Origin of the sequence: Leptotrichia massiliensis (assembly GCF_900104625.1) — a bacterium.
GTDB lineage: Bacteria > Fusobacteriota > Fusobacteriia > Fusobacteriales > Leptotrichiaceae > Leptotrichia > Leptotrichia massiliensis.
Genome location: NZ_FNVZ01000004.1, coordinates 500149 through 520465, shown reverse-complemented (window position 1 = coordinate 520465; position 20317 = coordinate 500149). Strand labels below are relative to the sequence as shown.

Below are 20317 nucleotides of genomic sequence, written 5' to 3'. Positions count from 1 at the left end.
ATTTGAATTTTATAATAAATCTTCTATTTAAAATAAATAGTATTAGATACTATACTAATTACAAGTTCCATTATGTAAACAAGCCACATATCTCTCTTCTTTACTTTCAATATTTAAGTTTTCATCTAAAATTACTAAAGTTTTATATTTTGTATCCCATCCAAAATACACAAGACCTCCTACATAATCAGAACCAAGATTTGTATAGTCGATAACCAAAGCACCATTTTTGTAAGGCTTAATTTGTAATAATGGAACATCTATATCCATCGCTGGATCTAGATCTTCTACATACCATTCATTTTTCTTTTTAACAATTTCCCAAAATCTACTATCCCAAGTACCTTTCAACTTTTCTAAATTTGTATTCCCATCACTATGGAACTTTTCTCCAAATACAAAAATGTTTAATAACAACATAACCATAATAACTAGTTTTTTCATTATTTTCTCCTTCTTCTAACTATAATTTAAATTAATTATAACAGTTTTTTTATATTATTTGAATATAAAAATTTAAGAAATTCAAATAAATTCTATTTTATACTCGAACCCGTTTAAAATTAAACTATTAAAAATTATATAAACTCAAGGTTTGAGTAAATAATCATAGTTTTTGAGTTCTGTTTTAAAACGGTTTTACTATAGACTTAATTTTAGATATTTTTTCTTGCTTTCAAAAGTTCATTTTTCAAATCTTCCAATTTTTCTGATAATTTCACTCTCCCAGATTTTAACTTCTCTCCGTATACTTTTCTCACAAGCATCAAATTACTGTCATAATACTCTTTTGCCTTTTTCAAGTCCAGCAATTCATAATTTTCTGCAATTTTTTCACCCTCTGAAATATAATCAATTGTTAATTTTTTAATATTACCTGTATTTTCAAGCTTTTCGTCTTCTAGTGCTACAACATCGTAAAAATCATTATTTTCATAAACCCTATATAAATCCTTATTTTCTGGTAATGATGTTTTGCTACTTTCATCAGAAATTTTCATTACAGCGTTTTCATTTATTTTAGCCATTTTATAAACGGTACTTATTTCCTTTTTGGGTAATGCTATGGCATCTCCTACTCCAAATGTATCGACTTTTGCCTTATTTTTTATTAATGTTTCTATTTTTTCCTCATCAAGTCCGCTGGTTAATATGATTTTTGCCTTATAAAACCCATTTTTATCCAGTACTTTCCTGCATTTTTGGGACAAATCTTCCAAATTGCCTGAATCTATCCTAATCCCATAACTTCCTTCATACTCATCATTTATTTTATTTTCCTTAAATGCTTTAACTGCACTATCTATACCGCTATTAAGCGTATCATAAGTATCTATTAGCATTATTAAAGCCTGTTTTTTATCTCTATAAGTCTTTATAAACATATCAAACGCCTTATATTCAGCATCTTTTTCCATACCAAAACTTTGAATAAACCCATGTGTCATAGTTCCTACACTTTTCAAATCATAAAGATATTCCCCCATTAAATTAGAATGAGCTACACACCCACCTAAATAAGCCGCTTTCGTTATTGACATTACTGCTTCAAAGCCTGCTGTTCTCCTGCTTCCAAAAAATAAGACATCCTTATCCTTTGCTGCCTGCACAATTTTAGAAGTGACAGTTGCTGCAAGTGTCTGATAATGCAAAATATTTAAAATAGGAGTTTCAAGAATTTTTCCTTGTATAAGTGGGGCTGTAATTGTAAGAACTGGTTCATTTGAAAAAACGATTTCTCCATCTCTTAATCCCTTTATTGAGCCTGTAAATTTCATATTGGCAATATATTCAATCAAATCTAAATTATCCAAAATTTTTGACAAATATTTTTTCTTTTTCTCATAAGAAGTATTAGAAAGAGCATCTATCAATTCCAGCACATCCGCTATCCCATATATAATCGCATAATCATTTTCCTTTTCTGTACGTAAAAATACATCAAAAGTCGCTATTTGATTTTCCATATTATTTTTTAAATACACTTCGCTTTCCGCATACTGATACCTGTCTGAATTTAAAAATTTAAAAAATTTCTCCATAATGAACCTCTTCTTTTCTATATATCAACTAATTTCTAATTTATTTTACAATAAAATCGCTTTAAAATCAAATTTATAATTATTCAAATCCTCATATTTAATTTTATTAGTTAAAATTTAAACATATTTGAGTATATTATTCAATTCAATAAACACAAATACATTATCTCATATTTTTAATTTATTTAAAAGAATTTATTATATAAATTTTTAAAAATAAAAATAAATATGTTGAAAAAATATATGAAATATGTTAAAATTACAATAAATTTATAATTATTATTTTTACAATAAAATATAAATATTAAAATTAATTTATTATGACTGATTTTAAAAATCGAAAGATAGGAAAGTTAGTGAAATTCTTACACTGTCCCGCAACCGTGAAAAAACTGTATTTTTATGTTTTAAGTCGGATAACTATCCATAATAATTATTCATTAATTAACTACGGCAGATGGTTAGATGAATTTTAAAACCCTGAAATTTTTTAAGTTAATCGTATTCTTTCAAAATTGAACTAAAAACTTTAAACATAATTAGAAGACTAACAAAGTAGTCTTGACTTTTAATTTCAGTTTAAAATACATTACTGTGATTAGAATTTTAACCGTTTGCTTTATAAATGGTTTTTTTTATGAGAAAAAGTTTAATTTGTTATTTTAAACATTTTGTAAAATAATAAAATTCAAATAAAATCAAGGAGAGAAAAAATGAGAAATTCATTCAAAACGATTATCATCATGTTGATGATGGGACTTATTTTTGCTTGCCAGCCAAAGCAAAAAGATGCAGCAAAAGGAAAAACAGAAAAATCTGGTAAAATTACATTGGCATTTAATCAGGATCCTACTGGGAACTTAAATCCTCACGAATACTTACCAAGCCAGTTTATTACACAGGATATGGTTTACGACGGACTTGTATCTTACGGGGAAAATGGAGAAATTAAACCAATGCTGGCAGAATCTTGGGATATTTCCAAAGATGGAAAAACTTACACTTTTAAATTGAGAAAAAATGTAAAATTTTCAGACGGTTCAGACTTTAATGCAAAAAATGTTGTAAAAAACTTTGACACTATCTTTTCTAAGCAAAACAAATCAAATCACTCATGGTTTGCATTTACTAATCATTTGAAATCATACAGAGCAGTTGACGACTATACATTTGAAATAGTTTTAGATACAGCTTATACTGCAACATTATATGACTTGGCAATGATCCGTCCTATACGTTTTCTTGGAGATGCTGGATTTCCTGAAAACGGAGATACTTCCAAAGGGATTAAAAAACCTATAGGAACAGGTGCCTGGGTATTAAAGGAGCATAAAAACAATGAATATGCAGTTTTTGTAAGAAATGAATATTACTGGGGAGAAAAACCTGCCGCTTCAGAAGTTGTAATTAAAAATATTCCAGATAGCGAAACACTTGCTCTTCAATTTGAAGCTGGAGATATTGATTTGATTTATGGAAACGGTTTAATTAGCCTAGACAGATTTGAAACATACAGACAAGATAAAAAATATACTACTGCCACTTCTGAACCAATGTCTACAAGAATGATACTTTTAAATACTACAAGCCCTATTTTAAAAGATCTTAAAGTAAGACATGCGTTAAGTCACGCTGTAGACAAGCAAAGTATCGCAAAAAATATATTTGGTGGTATCGAAAAACCTGCTGATACAATTTTTGCACCAAATGTACCTCACACAAATATAGAACTTACAAAATATAACTTTGACTTGGCAAAAGCAGAGGCATTGCTTGATGAAGCAGGATGGAAAAAAGGTGCTGACGGTATGAGAGAAAAAGATGGTAAAAAAATGATTCTATCTTTCCCTTACATCAGTTCTAAAGTTACAGATAAAAATGTAGGAGAATACATTCAAGGAGAATGGAAAAAAATTGGTATACAAGTTGACTTAAAGGCAATGGAAGAAAAAGCATACTGGGAAAATGCAACTGCAAAAAATTATGACTTAATGTCTGACTATTCATGGGGAGCTCCTTGGGATCCACATGCTTACCTGACTGCAATGGCTGATGATTCAGTTAAAGGAACAAACCCTGCCTACGCTGCACAACTAGGTTTACCAATGAAATCTGAACTAGATAAAACTATTAAAGCTTTATTAATTGAACCTGATGAAACTAAATTAAATGAAATGTATAAATATGTATTAACTACTTTGCAAGAGCAAGCTGTATATATTCCAATCAGCTATCAAGCTTTACTAAGTGTTTATAGAACTGGAGAACTGAAAGGCGTGAAATTTATGCCAGAAGAAAATAGAATTCCTGTATGGACAACTGTAAAAGTAAAGTAAATTAAAAATACCAAAATAGTGAAGCCTCTTTAAAATTGAATCTAAAAATTACGGATAATTTATTCAAATAATTTTTAGAAGTTTGGTTTTGGAGAGGTTTAAAATATTCAATTTTAAGGGATGATTTTGTGATAAAAAAATTAATATCATTATTTTCAATCTTTCTGGCAATATCAGTTATTACATTTTTCCTTGTAAAACTGTCGCCAGGAGATCCTGCCCAAAATTATTTAAGGGCATCTCATGTAAGCATAACTGCTGAAACATTAACAGCAGCTAGAAAAAATTTAGGATTAGACAAACCTTTATATATTCAATATTTTAACTGGCTCACAGATATATTTAAAGGCGATTTTGGAATATCATATACAAAAAAAGCTCCTGTTATAGAACTTGTAAACGAAGCTATTGTTCCGACTTTTCAGCTTGGGATTTTCTCATTTGTAATTTTGATTATATTATCTCCTTTATTGGGAATCCTAAGTGCAATCAAAAAAAATACAGTTTTTGACTATATAGTTCAAGTTTTATCATACACAGGAGTATCTCTTCCTACCTTCTGGCTAGGATACATACTAATTATTTTCTTTTCAGTTTCATTAAAAATCCTGCCTGTTTCGGGAAGAGGCGACTGGAAAAATTTTATACTTCCCTGCATAACACTTGTACTGCCCTTAATTGCACAGACAACTTTTTTTATAAGAAAAAATATACTTGAAGAAATGGATAAAGCTCATGTTGAAAATGCAATTATTCGAGGTGTTTCAAAAAAAAGAATAATTCTTAACCATTTACTGAGAAATACATCTATTCCAATTATTACAGTTCTAAGTTCAAATATTATGTATTTACTGACAGGAAGTGTGTTAATTGAAGAAATTTTTGCTTGGCCTGGTATTGGAAAATTATTTACTACAGCTGTAAAAACTGGAGATTTTCCATTAATTCAAATTTGTCTTTTGTTTTTTGGAATAATGTCTATTATTGTAAATGAATTTACTCAAGCACTTGTGAAATATATGGATCCAAGATTAAGAATAAAAGAAAAATCCAAAGCTGGAGGTGTATTATAATTATGAAAAAAAGAAAATTATTTTATTTTTCAGTATCATTACTTGGTATATTGATTTTCATTGCTATTTTTGCACCTTTACTTGCTCCCTATGATCCACAGTTTACTGATATTTCACAAAAACTTCAGCTTCCAAGTAAAATCCATAAACTGGGAACAGATCATATGGGAAGGGATGTTCTTTCAAGGTTAATCTACGGAACAAGGCTGTCACTTATGATTTCAAGTCTAATTACAGTTGTTACATTATGTATAAGCTTTCCTGTAGGAATTTTGGCAGGCTGGTTTGGAGGCAAACTGGATAAAATATTTTTATGGATTGTAAATGTCTTTATGGCTTTTCCGAGTTTTCTTTTATCAATGGCATTTGTCGGTATTTTAGGACAAGGAATAGGAAATATTGTAATTGCTGTAAGTGCTATTGAATGGATTTACTATGCAAGAATTTTAAGAAATACAGTTTCTAGTGTCAAACAGCAGGAGTATGTTCAGGCAGCACGGGCAATCGGAGCTTCACCTTTTTTTATAATAAGAAGACATATTCTTCCTTTTGTTTTCAAGCCTGTTCTAATAGCAGCCCTAATGAATATTGGAAATATAATTTTAATGATTTCAGGATTTTCCTTTTTAGGAATAGGAGTACAGCCAAACATATCCGAATGGGGAATGATGCTAAATGACGCAAAACCTTACTTTAGACGAATTCCAGGGCTGGTGCTGTATCCAGGACTTGCTATCTTCATAACAGTTTTAACATTTAACCTGTTAGGTGAAACTTTTGACAATAAAGGAATTAAAAAATTATGGAAAAATTAAATATAAATGCACTAAAAGTCAGTATTGATAACAAAACGATACTAAATGACATTTCATTTACATTACCAAAAGGGGAAACTCTCATTATCATTGGTGAAAGCGGTTCAGGAAAAACAATGCTTTCCAGATTATTAATAGGAATAAAGCCTGATAATGCCAATATAAACGGGAATATATTTTTTGATAAAAAAGATTTATTAAAAATATCAGAAAAGGAATGGAATAAATACAGAGGTAAAAAAATTTCATACATTTCCCAAAATCCTATGGCTGTCTTTAATCCTTTTCAAAATGTCGAATCTCACGCTGTGGAGCTGTTTCAAAGCAGGCTTGGTTTATCAAAAAAAGAATGTATAAATAAAATGATTGAAGAAATGAAAAAATTAAATCTTCCAAATCCAGAAGCACTAATGAAAAAATATCCATTCCAATTAAGTGGTGGAATGTTACAAAGAATAATGTTTTCCATGATGATTCAGCTGGAACCTGAACTGCTGATAGCCGATGAACCTACTTCAGCCCTTGATTACTATAATACCGAAAAAGTTACTGAATTACTGAAAAATCTGCAATCTCAAAATACTTCACTTATAGTAATTACTCATGATTACAATCTCGCAAAAGAACTTGACGGAAAAATAATTATTATGAAAAATGGAAATTTGATTGAAAAAGGTAATACTTTTGATATGTTAAAAAATCCTCAAAGCGACTACGGCAAATCATTAATATTAAGAAAACGCTACACAAGATACAAAAAAGAAGGAATTTAATATGAAAAAATTAGTAATTGAAAATGTAAGCAAATACTATGATAAAAAAGCCATTTTGTCCAAAATAAATTTATCTGTTTCACAAAATGAATGTCTTGGTATTATGGGAGAAAGCGGATCAGGAAAAAGTACATTAGCAAAACTGCTTGTAGGATTGGAATCTTTTGATGAAGGAAATATCATATTTAATGAAATATCATACAAAAATATCAATAAAAAGCAACTATCCTTAATTCATCGTAAAATTCAGTTAGTTTTTCAAAATGCTTTTGGTGCAGTAAATCCAAAATATACAGTCGAGGAAGTCTTGACTGAACCTCTAAAAATACACTATAAAAAAGAAATTTTATACGAGGAAATGAAAAAACGTGCAGAAAATTTTTTAGAAAAAGTAGGACTTAACCCTGAATTTATGTCACAAAAAGCCATTCAACTAAGCGGAGGACAGCTACAAAGGGTCTGTATTGCAAGAGCATTAATACTAGAACCTGAAATAATCATATTTGATGAATCTGTGAGCGGTCTTGATCCTATCATTCAGGAGCAAATACTTGAACTGCTCGGCTCACTAAAAGAAACTATGAATTTAACATACATTTTTATTTCTCATGATTTTGAAGCCTGCTATTACCTATGCGACAAAATAGCTATAATAGAAAATGGAGAGATAGCCGATATTATTGAAAATCTTGATTCTCCTATCATAGTAAAAAATGAACGAATAAAACGTATTTTGGGAAAGGCTGTAAATTTTATTGAAACTACTCAATAAACTTATCTTTATTTCCCTTTTAAATAACACAAAAGGCTGTTATCACTTTTGCACAATGTAGTTGATTAACAGCCTCTATTTTATTTAGGGGTATTTATTATCTTATTTACAAGTATCTTGCCAATTTGCAGGATAAATTACATATAAAAATCTTGCAAAGTTAGGAGCACTAAATTTTATTTTTGAACCTTTAGGGATTAAAATGGCATCTCCCCTGTTTCCTGTAACTTTACGTCCATCAACTATGATTTCTAATGTTCCATCTATTACATAATCTATCTCATCATAGTTCAGTTCCCAATCAAATGCAGATTCTTCCATTTCCATAACTCCGCAACTCAATCTTCCACTTTCTTCTATTGTAAATACATCAGTTAAGAACACTTTGTCGTTAGGATTTCCAGTATCAAATTTTTCAGGTTTTACTGAAGGAATTTTAACAACTCCTACTCCACTTTTATCAATATGTTTTTCAAATCCTCCGACTTTTCTCTTTAGTTCTTCTTGTACTACTTTTCTAAGTATTTTTTCTAATGTTTCTCTGTCTAAATTTTTTAAATCCATTGTTCTTCCTCCCAAATTACTATATTAATTTTCAGGAACGAATAATCCTGTTTGTTCGCTTCTTATTTGAATTAATGCTCTTGGATCTTTTGCTAAGTCGTCAAGTTTTCCTTTTCTTTTCATAAGAAGTAAAATTTTTGTACCTTTATATTCAGAAAGCATATTAGCATCTCCTATACTGTCACCTGCAACTAAAATAGGATCTTTTCCACCATGTTTTGCTTTTATGTATTTATTTATTACTTCAACTTTTCCTTTAGTTTGTGTTTGTGGATAACCATGTTTGTACTCAGCTCTATATTTATTTCCATTCATCTCAAGACGCATTCCGTAAACACTGTCAGCACTCAAATTATACCCATAAGATTTATCATTTGCGAAAACTTTTACTATATCTTCAAGAGACGCTGAAACTATATACACTTTTATACCATTTTTCTCAAATTCATGAAATAAGTTAGCTGTTTCAGGCTGAGTTCTTAATCCACTCTTATATTCATATCTAACTTTTCCAGCTTCACCTGTTAACTTATCACTTGATTCAAGAACATATTTTCCAAGTTTATTTCCTATTCCAAAATCATTAGCTTCTTTTGCCAATTTTTGCACTTCTTCTACAGTCATATTGTCAAACAGGTAAAGAACCCATGGATAAGCAATATCATGAGAGAAACTTCCACCTATTGCTTCGTAAAGAAATGCCAATTTCCCTCTAAAGTCTTTAAATTCTTCTGTCGCTTTTATTTTTTCCAAAGACATTTTTTTATCTTTTATATAATTATTATAAAGGAAAGTATATCTTTTATCTAAATCATTTGCTATTTTTGTAATATTAATAGCTTGCCCCTTCACATTTGAATATTCCTTGTCAAAATTATCTAATGGAATATCTTTTCTAATTGCCTTTGAAAAGGCAGCAGGTGTCATTTCAAATTTCAAATTATCTATTTGGTATCTAAACAGATTTTCTTGAGTATCTTGATAAATTGATGTATAATCCCAGTCAAAAACTACATAATTTCCTTGATTTTTATTTTCATCAATAAGTTTTGATAAGGCTGCCCTATTTTTGGGAACCCATCTTAATTCATCTAAATTGGCAGCTGATAACGCCAATGCCATAACTAAAAATGCCAATAATCCAATTAATTTTTTCACATTAAATTTCATCTTTCATCTCCTCGGGTATATTTTTTATTTTTTATTTTGCAGTTTCTTTTTTGCAGAATAATACTTTTGCTACAAATATCGCTGTTACTCCTGCTACTAATTTTCCAACTATCATTGGGAATACCATTGTTTTATTATATCCAGCAGTAAATCCTAAATGATCTCCAAATACAAATGCAGCACTTACTGCAAAGGCAACATTCATAACTTTTCCATTTGCATCCATATCTTTTAAAATTCCAAACATTGGAATATTATTAGCCAAAGTTGCAACGAAACCAGCTGCTCCAGCCTCATTCATTCCTAAACTTTTTCCTATAGCAGTCAATGGTTTTTTAAACACTTGTGTTATAAAATGTACCAGCGGGAATGCTCCTGCAAGAACTATTGCAATTCCACCTACTACTTTAAATCCTTCATCTATCGGATCCATTCCTGGAATTAGAATTACTTTTTTGTCTGTCAATTTTTCAATAATTGCCGCAATTAAACCTATTGTAATAACTGTCACTACAATTTGTCCAAAAATTGAAAATCCTTTTGTCATTTTTTCAGGTATTTTCCATAATCCTATACAAATTAATACTGCAAATATTATAATCGGAACTAAGTTTCTAAGTACCATTCCAATTGGAAATCCTGCTGCAAGCCCTCCAGCTAGACATCCCAAAGGAATAGTTGTTATTCCTGATAATATCCCTTTTGCAAGAAATGGCTTATCTTCTTTCTCAATAATTCCCAAAGCAACAGGAATTGTAAACACAATAGTTGGTCCCATCATTGAACCTAATATAAATGCTGCAAATAATCCTGATTGAGGATCTTTTGCCATACTTAATGCAAGCGGTGCTCCTCCCATATCATTTGCAAGCAATGTTGTTGCAAACATTGAAGGGTCTGCTCCTAATGCTGAATATATAGGTCCAACAATAGGTGTTAACAATTTCCCTAGAACAGGAGCTAATGAAATAATCCCAACCATTGCAACTGCAAGAGAACCCATTGCCATAATTCCTTCTTCAAATTTTTCACCATAACCAAATTTATTTCCAATACATTTATCTATTCCACCTATTACCATGAATAAAACCATAATATAGATGATAATTTCATTAATACTCATTTTGTCCTCCAAAATCTATTTTTTATGAAGTTTATTTTAATGTACTCAAACTTCATTAAAATATGACCAAAAAATCAAATTATTTTGAAGTTTGAGTAAAATTGAATTAATAATTTAATGGATTATCTGCCACAGATTTTACTGCTTCAGCGAAAGCATCGCACGCAGCTTTACATGCTGACTGACTTCCTGTTAAAAGTGCTCCACCAAAGTTTGTTTCTGAAGGTGGTCCAAAGAATGCAACTAAACTTACATCTGCTGCTTTTAATGCAACATCTAAAGCGTACATTGCTTCAAGCGGAGGTGCTATTAGGTATGCTAATGATTCCCCTTCTGCAATTCCTGCTGTTTTTGATAAATAACTTCCTGTTCTTGATACACAATGTGCATAATATGCAATGCTATCATCATCATTTGCACTTATGAATGCTCCTTCATTTTCAATAAAGTCAACTGCTGCAGCTAGTCCACTTTTTACTTCCGCAGGAGTAGGCCCTGACAATATTCCTATTACTTCTCCTGCAAGTTTTGTATTCGCATTTGCAGCTCCACCATAGAATGATTTTCCGTAAACTACATCAACTACAGCTTTTTTTGTAGCTTCATCAAGTGCAGTATATGTAACATCATCACAATCTGCTGTTATAATTCCTATACTTCTATGTCCTTCAGGTAATTCCAGCTCTTTAGCCATATCATTATCTACATTTGGAATTAATCTTACAGCTAGTACATTTGCTTTTAATCTATCGCCTTTCATTGTTCCTCCTAAAGTTTTTAATTTTTATTTTTTATTAAGTTAATTTATAATTTTAAATCTTGTCCACTTGCTTTTGCATCAATTACTTTCTTAATTAATGTAGCAACGTGAGCTCCTGCTTCTGAAGATGGAGTTCCATCCTTATGAATATTTGAAACAACTGTTCTTTTTGCTTCAGAAATTCCAGGACGAGCCTTGTAAGTAATGTAGGCACTCATACTTTCTGCAGTTGTAAGTCCAGGACGTTCTCCTATTAATATACAAACTACATCAGCATTTAAAATTTCTCCAACGTGATCTCCTGCTCCAACTCTTCCATATTTGATAAAAAATGGTGTTCCTGTCTCAATTCCATATCCTTTAAGCCCATTTAACAATGCAGGAATTATGTTTTTTGCATTTGCTTCAACTGCAGTTGAACTTAATCCATCTGACAATAATATTTGAACTGTTGGATTTTTTTTACATTTTTCTTCTATTGTCTTTATTCCTTCTTCAGAAATTCTTCTTCCTAAATCAGGACGTGTGATATATTGGTCTCTGCTTTCACATTCAGTAGTAACTTCAAACAATCCAAGCTCATCAAGAAATTCTGTAGGCACATCATTGAACACGGCATCTTGCGCTGCAGCGTGGTCTGCTCTTAATCTTAAAAGAACTTCTGTTCTCATTCTTGTTCCAGCTCTTCCAATTCCAAGTCTTGCAGATGTTTTTTGTTTTAATTTCATGTATTCTTCTCTGTCTTCAGGATTATCCACAAGCATTTGATCTTTGATATTTATTTGTCCAACATCTCTTACTTCTCCATTTACAATATGCGGATTTTCACGTGGCTCATCTCCACTTTCAATATAAGTTGAACTTGTACTCACAACTGGCGCTTTTTCTTCCACAGCTGTTACTGGTTCATTTACTTTTATTTCACCTATTATTTTTTCGATTACATCTTTTAGTTCTCTTTCTGATAACATTGATTTTTCCTCCCTATTTTAAGAAAATTGAAGCGTCTCCGGCTCTATCTGTAAGTTTTCCATCTTTCATTATTCCCATTTTTTCTAACCATTGTTCAAAAGGTTTTATAGGTCTTCTGTTACATAAATCTCTTAATGTAGCATCATCGTGATAAGAAGATGTTTGATAGTTAAGCATGATGTCGTCTCCCGCAGGAATAGCCATAAAGTAGTTACATCCAGCAACTGTTAATAATACTTTCAAGTTTTCAATATCGTTTTGATCCGCTTTCATGTGGTTAGTGTAGCAAGCGTCAACTCCCATTGAGATTCCAGTAAGTTTACCCATGAAATGATCTTCAAGTCCAGCTCTTATTACTTGTTTACTGTTATACAAATATTCTGGTCCGATAAATCCAACAACCGTATTTACAATAAATGGATCAAATTTTTTCGCAAATCCGTAACATCTTGCTTCCATTGTAACCTGATCGCAACCATGGTGAGCATCTGATGACAATTCTGAACCTTGTCCTGTTTCAAAGTACATTACGTTAGGTCCTGTCGCTGTTCCATGTTTTAATGCCAAATCTCTTGCTTCCTGAATCATATCTCCAGTTATACCAAATGCTTCATTTCCTTTTTCAGATCCTGCAATACTTTGAAAAATCAAGTCTGTAGGCGCTCCTCTTCTAACTGCTTCCATTTGTGTAGTTACGTGAGCCAATACGCATATTTGTGTAGGAATTTCCCATTTAGTTTTTATTTCATGGAATCTGTGCAATACTCTCATAACACTGTCAACACTGTCATCAACTGGGTTTAATCCTAGCAATGCATCTCCTTGCCCAAAGCTAAGCCCTTCATAAGTTGAAAGCATAATTCCATCTGGATCATCAGTAGTGTGGTTAGGCTGTAATCTTGTGGCAAGTATTCCTTCTCCACCTATTTCAGTATTACAGAATTTTTTAATTCTTATTTTGCTTGCTCCTTGAATAAGATCCATATTACTCATAAGTTTGGCAACTGCTGCTACCATTTCACTTGTAAGACCTTTACTGATTCTCTTTATGTCGTCACCACTTGTATGAGAATCTAAAATCCATTCTCTTAATTCACTTACAGTCCAGTTTTTTATTTCTCCATAAATTTTTTCATTTACAGCATCCTGTATGATTCTTGTAACTTCATCTTCTTCATAAGGTACTGCAGGATTGTTTCTTAAATCTGCCAATGTCAATTCAGCCAATACAGCTTTAGCAGCCACTCTTTCTTCTGCTGTGCTTGCACTTACTCCTGCAAGTTCGTCTCCTGATCTAAATTCGCTCGCTTTATTTTGTACATCTTTTACAGATTTAAATTCATAAGTATGTCCAAATAATTTAGTTTTTAATACCATTGTTACATGCCACCTCTCTAAATTTTTTATTTAATAACTGAATACCAATGTTTTTATTACAACAGGTAATACATTTCCATTTCCTAGTGGCGCTCCTATATCAATATAATCTCCATCTCTCACTTTTACACTGTCTATGCAAATTATATCGTAATCATCAAGCTCCAATTTCATACATTGTCCCAATACTTTTGCCATATCATTTTCAACTATAACGATTACAGGGTGAGTCTTGTCATGTTTCCTTTTTATAACATCTGAAATCACTGAAGATAGCTCCATTATGTCAGTATATGCCATATTGTGTTTACCTTTAAAGGCAAGTGCCACATTTTCAATTTCACTTTCAGAGTTAAACCAGTTTAGTTTACTTTCAATAATATTTCCTAGTTCATTAATTGGCAACTGCTCATCTGCCTCAGACATTTTCAGTACAGGAATATTTTTTATTGGAAAAATTCCTTCAGTATAAGTTATTGTACTTCCACTTATCTCTGTCGTATGGCTTCCTGCACCAACTACTGTCGCTCCAATTGTTTCACTTAATTTCAGAGGCTCTATATTTAACTCTTTCAGTACTTTTACCAGTTCCTCTCCAAGTACTACCCCTATATCATTATATTTGTACAAGTCCTTTTCAGTTTTTCCATAAACGAAATCTGCAACTCCTCCAGTAAATGAATAATGTTCAATGCTGCCATTACGTTTTCTGAAATCTTTATATGTTACTATTTTATGGTACAAATCTGTTTTTGGCAAAAGTTCAATACTTTCAAGAATAAGCTGTGCCATTCTTCTCGTTATTTTTCTCAAATCCTGTTCGTTTATTTTTCTGCCTAATTCCAATTTTACATTTACATCAGCAGCAATATCGTACATTTTTTTGAAAATATAACGTGTATTCCCATTTTCATCAAATTTTACAAGCCGTCCCCCAATGTCAAGACAGGTTGTATCTTCCACTTCTCCTCTGTTGAAAACTACAATGTTTGTAGTTCCTCCTCCAATATCAAAGTTTACGATACTTGTATTTTTCTCATCAGAATATCCGTAAGCTCCCGAACCTTTTCCAGCAATAATGCTCTCCAAATCAGGTCCTGCTGTCGCAACAACGAAATCTCCTGCCATTCCACTAAGAATTTGCAGTACTTCCTTGGCATTTTCCTTTCTTGCCGTATCTCCTGTTATTATTACAGCCCCTGTCGAAACATCTTTGTATTGAATATTGGCTTTTTTGTATTCAGATTCTATTATTTCCTTAACCTTTTTTGCATCTATTTTTGTTTCAGTTTCCAGCGGAGTAATATAAATGTCACTTCTATATATAACTTCTTTTCCTATTATTTTAAGCTGAGGCGCTGTAAATGCAGTTCCTCTGTTTTCTATATAAATTTTTGAGAAAATAAGCTGAGTAGTAGAAGTTCCAATGTCTATTCCTACACTTAATATTTCTTCTATCATTATACAAGACTCCTTTGTCTTCATTAATATTTAATATAAAGATAAATCAATTTTCAAACCCAAAACTGATTTCAGTTCCCTTATTACCAGTCTTTATATCCAGATTCCCATAAAGTTTTTCCTTTACAAGACTTTTCACTATCTGCAATCCGATACTCCCTTTTTCAAAGTTCTTTTCGTCCATTCCAATCCCATCATCACTTATGAAAATACGGGATTTCATCTCTCCACTTTTTACTTTAATTGTTATATGTCCTCTGCTACGCCCCTTAAAAGCGTGCTTTATACAATTTTCCACAAGTTCATTTACTATAAGTGCAATTGTTGTTGCCTTGTCTGAATTGATTTCAAAATTATCTCCGATTACATCTATTTTTAGTTTTAAATGTCCTTCCAAATTTTCTCTTACCGAATTTTTCAGAATTTTATTTATAACTTCCTTTATTTCCAATTCATCTAGTCCATTCTGAGCAAGTAATTCATGAGTAACTGATATGCTTAATATTCTGTTTATACTATCACTAAATGCCGCTTTTACAGCTTTATCATCTGTTTTTCTTGCCTGTATCCGAAGCAAACTTGCAATGGTTTGTAAATTATTTTTTACTCTGTGATGAATTTCTTTAATTGCAACTGATTTTAAAATCAGTTCCTTTTCCTTGATTTTAATTTCTGTAATATCTTTTATAAATAAAACGACATTTTTAACATCTTTTGTTTCCTTTACCAATATATATTCCAAACTCAAAACCATATTTGATATGTTTACATCTGATTTTTCACTTACTTTTCCACTTAGCACATCCTCAAATTCAACATCATCAATTACTATATTATCAAATTTTTCTCCAAGGAAAAAATCCTTATAGCCAATCTTCCTGTATACATATTTAGCTCTGGAATTAGCGTATATGCACAGACCTTCTTCATTAAAAATTATAATTCCATCATTGATGTAGTCGATTATTTTACGTTCCCGCAACATTCCAACAGAGCTCATAAGAATATCATCAGTCGCATTATTAAGAAAACTCAGTTCCTTGTTAATATTTTCCTCATTCATGCCCTCTTCGACTATAAGAACAGCTATTATTTCTCCAGATTCCTCATCACTTCTTATAGGCACTACATTCTGTGTTACGCTTTTATTTTCCTGTGTCAATGCCTTATAATCTCGTGATGGATGTCCAGTTTCCAGCGTTCTTAATACCGCAGGCTCATTTTTTCTATAGGCAAATTTCCCTACAACGCTCTGAGTGTAGCTCGAACCTCGCCTTGGATTTGCCTCGGCAACTACAATCGCTGTATCTCTATTTTCCGTCATACAATCAATAAATACGTCTGCTTTTAATAACTTGCTCATAACTGGAAGCCCTTCACATATTTTCTCCAGCTTTTCAATATCTTTATTTGAAAGCTCCGTATATTGTTTACATATCGTTCTAAGCATCTTCATCTCCAGATAAAATTATAATATCGGCTATTTTTCCCATATCGCACCTTTTGTTCATACTAAGTGTTCTTATGTACTCATATGCTTCATTTTCAGTAAAATTCCTTGTTTTCATCAAAATACTTTTGGCTATATCAATTTTTTTTCTATCCTCCAGCTTTTGACTTGTTTTCAAATATTTTTTCTCCAGTTTTTCAAATTCTTCCTGTTTGTTAAATATAATCTCCAGGTTAGGAATAAAGGACTTTTCGTCGATGGGTTTCACTATATATCCTATTATTCCTATATTTTTTGCTTCCTCTATAAATTCTTTATTGGAATATGCTGTAAGTAAAACAATACCTCTAGACAATTTTTGTTCTCTTATTACTTTCGCTGCCTTTAATCCGTCCAGTATTGGCATCTTGACATCCATTATTACAAAATCAGGATTATATTTTTTGCTCTGTTCTATTGCATCAAATCCATCACCTGCCTCCGCAACTACATCATAATTGGCTTCTCTAAGTATTTCACAAATATCCATCCTTGTTATCGGCTCATCATCTACAACTATTATTTTTCTCATTTTTTTTCCTTTTCCTCGAATTTAATATAAATCTTTCAATAACTGCTTCATTTCAATTCTGTTAAATCGTCTAGGATTTTCCCCTGTACACAGATCATTTTCTATCTGATCAATGATACTTTCCATTTCAGAAAAATATTGTTCCTCTGGGATTCCTAGTTCTCTTAAATTATTTGGTATTCCCATTTTAGCCGCTCTCATTTTGATTGCTTTTGCTAGCATTTCTACACCTTCTGCATCTTCTTTAGGTGTAAATCCCAACGCTTCAGCAATTTCACGGTAATATCTTGCCGCATTCTTATTTTGTGCATTAAACTTTATAACTTTTGGCATTATTACTGCATTAAGCCGTCCATGCGGCTTATGAAATCTTGCTCCTAGTGAATGTGCTATGCTGTGATTTATTCCTAATCCTGCATTGCTGAATGCTACTCCTGCCATGCACGAAGCAATCTGTAAATCAATTCTTTCTCTTTCAAGCTGAGGATTTTCAAAATTGCTTACCAAATCAGCAAAAACAGTTTTTATTGCTCCTAGTGCAAGTGTATTTGTAAACAGATTTCTAGATCTTGAAACATATGCTTCTATGGCGTGTGTCAAAACATCCATTCCAGTGTCTGCAATTATTGATGGTGGAAGAGTTTTTATAAATTCTGGATTTAAGATTGCTATATCTGGCAGCATTTCACTGTCACTTAGTGGTATTTTTTTATCTTTTGTTGTAACAACTGCATAAGACGTTACTTCTGACCCTGTTCCGCTCGTTGTAGGGATTGCAATAAATTTTGGCTTTTTATTTTGTCCAATTGCCTTTTTTATCTGATTTGTAAAATAAATCATTGATTTGCAGGCATCTATTGGGGAACCTCCTCCAAGTGCTATTATGCAGTCAGGATTATATGCACTTAATTCCAGCATTCCGTTTATAATTTCCTCATCAGTGGGATCAGGCTTTACATCCGAATATATTTTAGTTTCTATTTCTCGTGATTTTAAAATATTAACAACTTTATTTGTAACTTTTAGTTTTACCATATTTTCATCTGTAACTAAAAATACTTTTTCCATTTCCAGCGTTCTTAATATATCCAAAGAATTAGCACCATAATGAATATCCGGTTTTATTTGAAATAACCCCATTGAATCCACTTCCTTTCTTATCGTAATTCTTTTAATTTGGATAATATTTTTTGGACTGTTTCAAAATCTGTTATTTTATAATCTTTTACAAGTATTTCAATAACTTTTCTTTCTAAATCCCCACAGTCTTTTTTTATTTCATTTTTTACTTTGTTTTCTGATTCACAGTTTGATTCACAGAAAGATTTTTCATATCTTACTTCGACTCCCTGTTCCCTAATTATGTCCTTTGCCCCGGGAGTAATAATCATATCAGCCTGAACCACTAATTCCTTGTTTTGAACAAATTCAGAAAGATTTTTTACCGTAATCAATCTTTTTTTCATTTTTTTACTCCTTTTCCGACTCCAAACTGTCTATTATTCCTACAATAGTTGCATCCACAGGAGTTTCAGCGTCAAATATATGTCTTGCAGAACTTCCTGTAACAATTATTACCTTGTCACCTTGTCCAGATCCAATGTAATCTGCCGCTACCATTTTTCTGCTTCCATGCCCTTCGCCAGTTCCTTCTACTTCAACTACCATAAGTTTTAATCCTTTTAGTTTTTCATCCTTCCTTGTTGCCCAGACATTATCCACAACTTTTCCAATTAACATACTATTGTCCTCTTTCATAGTATAATTCAATACTATTTTCTTTTATATAATCCATTGCAAGGGAAGTTACTTTAGATTTTGCATCAACTTCAAGCATCTGATTTTTTAATCCTAGCTTTCTAAGTCTGCTTTCTGTTATCAATCCCTTCAAATAAACCTTTTCTTTTGCACAAAAAATATTTTTAACTTCTGTTCTTTTCACAACCTTTATTCCAAATTCCTTTACTTTCTCAAGATATTCGTCGTAAAGATTAATTAACGCAGCAGGCTTAGTATATTTTTTATATTCCAAACCTTCTTCTACAAGAATAACTTGTGAATCATTAAAAAGAAACTCTGTCATAATACTTTTTCTACCTTGTGAAAGATCTATTAAATCATTTATTCCAAGAGTTGATACTACAAGTACTTTTTTATTTTCATTTTGTCTAACGTCTTCCCATGTGCTGTCTAGCTTTACATTATCCATAAATGATGTTTCATTTTTAAGTTCATCCTTCAAAATCTCATCATTTCCCAAAAAAGCTGTTACTACAGATTTTTTAGAAATTACCTCATGATTTTTAGATGATTTTTCATTTTCCCTTTTTGCAATTTCCTTTAACACTTCCCTTGCAAGCACTTCTATCAAATTTTGAGTATCCATTTCATCTCCTCACAATATTTTTTAGAGCTACTTTTCAATACTTCCAGTCACTCCTGAAATATATCCGCAAGAATTGGCTTCATCAAAGTCTATATGCATGCTCAGTCTAAAGCTGTCCCTTACTCTTATCAAAACATCATCAAATATTAACGGTCTGTCGCTGTGAATTTTTACTTTTACAGTTTCACCGTCTTTTACAGAAAATCTTTCTGCATCTTCTCTTGTCATATGAATATGTCTTTTGGCAACAATAACACCTTTATCCAGATGCACATATTTATCTCCTACACCTAGTAATATTCCGGGTGTTCCTTCGATTTTTCCACTTTCTCTTATTACTCCCTTGACTCCAATTTCACGGCAGTCAGTAAGTGATAATTCCACTTGAGAAAAATTTCTGCATGGTCCTAATATTGCAACATTGGAAAATTCGCCTTTTGGTCCGATTACCCTAACTCTTTCCTTAGCTGCAAATTGTCCTGGCTGTGATAAATCCTTTACAGGAGTCAATTCATAACCTTCTCCAAAAAGTGCTTCTACGTGTTCCTTTGTAAGATGTACATGTCGTCCCGAAGCCTCAACCATAAAGGTATCATCTTTTTCTGCACCCATTATTTCCTGTAATTTTTCTCTTATTATTCTCTCCAATTCATTTCTATACATAATATCTCC

At 31.7% G+C, this 20317-nt stretch carries 21 protein-coding genes and 1 riboswitch; of the genes, 5 read left to right on the top strand and 16 right to left on the bottom strand.

Annotated elements, in window-relative coordinates:
• Window positions 1–54: 54 nt before the first annotated feature.
• Together BQ5344_RS03760 and pncB are read right to left on the bottom strand one after the other, a co-directional pair.
• Window positions 55–444: a hypothetical protein gene (locus BQ5344_RS03760; protein WP_021769745.1), complete on the bottom strand. Its 390-nt coding sequence runs from the start codon at window positions 442–444 to the stop codon at window positions 55–57.
• A gap of 212 nt (window positions 445–656) precedes the next feature.
• The gene (gene pncB, locus BQ5344_RS03755) at window positions 657–2042 is read right to left on the bottom strand and encodes a nicotinate phosphoribosyltransferase (RefSeq protein WP_071124205.1); all 1386 of its coding nucleotides are present in this window, start codon (window positions 2040–2042) and stop codon (window positions 657–659) included.
• Between the two features lie 327 nt (window positions 2043–2369).
• A riboswitch (adenosylcobalamin-variant (AdoCbl-variant) riboswitch) is annotated at window positions 2370–2473 on the top strand.
• Between the two features lie 282 nt (window positions 2474–2755).
• Here pncB and nikA point away from each other — a divergent pair.
• The 5 genes from nikA to BQ5344_RS03730 all read left to right on the top strand — a co-directional run bounded on the left by nikA (window position 2756) and on the right by BQ5344_RS03730 (window position 7811).
• Complete coding sequence (nikA, locus tag BQ5344_RS03750; RefSeq protein ID WP_071124204.1) at window positions 2756–4378, top strand: nickel ABC transporter substrate-binding protein; 1623 nt, start codon at window positions 2756–2758, stop codon at window positions 4376–4378.
• A 128-nt stretch (window positions 4379–4506) separates the two neighbouring features.
• Window positions 4507–5451 (top strand): ABC transporter permease, encoded by a 945-nt coding sequence (locus BQ5344_RS03745; protein WP_071124203.1) that lies wholly within the window; start codon window positions 4507–4509, stop codon window positions 5449–5451.
• Between the two features lie 2 nt (window positions 5452–5453).
• On the top strand, window positions 5454–6266 hold the full coding sequence (locus tag BQ5344_RS03740; RefSeq protein WP_071124202.1) for an ABC transporter permease: 813 nt from the start codon (window positions 5454–5456) through the stop codon (window positions 6264–6266).
• Window positions 6254–7039, top strand: a complete 786-nt coding sequence (locus tag BQ5344_RS03735) for an ATP-binding cassette domain-containing protein (protein ID WP_071124201.1) — start codon at window positions 6254–6256, stop codon at window positions 7037–7039. Before BQ5344_RS03740 ends, BQ5344_RS03735 begins: the two co-directional genes overlap by 13 nt.
• A 1-nt stretch (window position 7040) precedes the next feature.
• Entirely contained in the window at window positions 7041–7811 is a 771-nt protein-coding gene (locus BQ5344_RS03730) for an ABC transporter ATP-binding protein (protein WP_071124200.1), read from the top strand.
• Window positions 7812–7913: 102 nt separating this feature from the next.
• On the opposite strand, the gene BQ5344_RS03725 is transcribed toward BQ5344_RS03730, so the two are convergent.
• From BQ5344_RS03725 to eutD, 14 genes are all read right to left on the bottom strand, one after another.
• Complete coding sequence (locus tag BQ5344_RS03725; protein ID WP_071124199.1) at window positions 7914–8375, bottom strand: cupin domain-containing protein; 462 nt, start codon at window positions 8373–8375, stop codon at window positions 7914–7916.
• A gap of 24 nt (window positions 8376–8399) precedes the next feature.
• On the bottom strand, window positions 8400–9497 hold the full coding sequence (locus BQ5344_RS03720; RefSeq protein ID WP_071124273.1) for a haloacid dehalogenase-like hydrolase: 1098 nt from the start codon (window positions 9495–9497) through the stop codon (window positions 8400–8402).
• A gap of 79 nt (window positions 9498–9576) precedes the next feature.
• The gene (eutH, locus tag BQ5344_RS03715) at window positions 9577–10668 is read right to left on the bottom strand and encodes an ethanolamine utilization protein EutH (RefSeq protein ID WP_071124198.1); all 1092 of its coding nucleotides are present in this window, start codon (window positions 10666–10668) and stop codon (window positions 9577–9579) included.
• A gap of 106 nt (window positions 10669–10774) precedes the next feature.
• The gene (gene eutL, locus BQ5344_RS03710) at window positions 10775–11428 is read right to left on the bottom strand and encodes an ethanolamine utilization microcompartment protein EutL (RefSeq protein WP_006805299.1); all 654 of its coding nucleotides are present in this window, start codon (window positions 11426–11428) and stop codon (window positions 10775–10777) included.
• A 44-nt stretch (window positions 11429–11472) separates the two neighbouring features.
• Entirely contained in the window at window positions 11473–12399 is a 927-nt protein-coding gene (gene eutC, locus BQ5344_RS03705) for an ethanolamine ammonia-lyase subunit EutC (RefSeq protein ID WP_071124197.1), read from the bottom strand.
• 13 nt (window positions 12400–12412) lie between these two features.
• Window positions 12413–13777, bottom strand: coding sequence for an ethanolamine ammonia-lyase subunit EutB (locus tag BQ5344_RS03700; RefSeq protein ID WP_071124196.1), 1365 nt, complete (start codon window positions 13775–13777; stop codon window positions 12413–12415).
• Between the two features lie 30 nt (window positions 13778–13807).
• Window positions 13808–15238 (bottom strand): ethanolamine ammonia-lyase reactivating factor EutA, encoded by a 1431-nt coding sequence (eutA, locus tag BQ5344_RS03695; RefSeq protein ID WP_071124195.1) that lies wholly within the window; start codon window positions 15236–15238, stop codon window positions 13808–13810.
• A gap of 46 nt (window positions 15239–15284) precedes the next feature.
• Window positions 15285–16688, bottom strand: a complete 1404-nt coding sequence (locus BQ5344_RS03690) for a sensor histidine kinase (RefSeq protein ID WP_071124194.1) — start codon at window positions 16686–16688, stop codon at window positions 15285–15287.
• On the bottom strand, window positions 16681–17259 hold the full coding sequence (locus BQ5344_RS03685) for an ANTAR domain-containing response regulator (protein ID WP_021768567.1): 579 nt from the start codon (window positions 17257–17259) through the stop codon (window positions 16681–16683). The genes BQ5344_RS03690 and BQ5344_RS03685 overlap by 8 nt, the downstream gene beginning before the upstream one ends.
• Before the next feature lie 21 nt (window positions 17260–17280).
• Complete coding sequence (locus tag BQ5344_RS03680; protein WP_071124193.1) at window positions 17281–18399, bottom strand: 1-propanol dehydrogenase PduQ; 1119 nt, start codon at window positions 18397–18399, stop codon at window positions 17281–17283.
• Between the two features lie 17 nt (window positions 18400–18416).
• Window positions 18417–18725, bottom strand: coding sequence for a hypothetical protein (locus BQ5344_RS03675; protein ID WP_006805306.1), 309 nt, complete (start codon window positions 18723–18725; stop codon window positions 18417–18419).
• A 4-nt stretch (window positions 18726–18729) separates the two neighbouring features.
• Window positions 18730–18999, bottom strand: a complete 270-nt coding sequence (locus BQ5344_RS03670) for a EutN/CcmL family microcompartment protein (protein ID WP_026745886.1) — start codon at window positions 18997–18999, stop codon at window positions 18730–18732.
• Window position 19000: 1 nt separating this feature from the next.
• Complete coding sequence (locus BQ5344_RS03665; RefSeq protein WP_071124192.1) at window positions 19001–19645, bottom strand: ethanolamine utilization protein; 645 nt, start codon at window positions 19643–19645, stop codon at window positions 19001–19003.
• 27 nt (window positions 19646–19672) lie between these two features.
• Window positions 19673–20308: an ethanolamine utilization phosphate acetyltransferase EutD gene (gene eutD / locus BQ5344_RS03660; protein WP_071124191.1), complete on the bottom strand. Its 636-nt coding sequence runs from the start codon at window positions 20306–20308 to the stop codon at window positions 19673–19675.
• Window positions 20309–20317 lie beyond the last annotated feature (9 nt).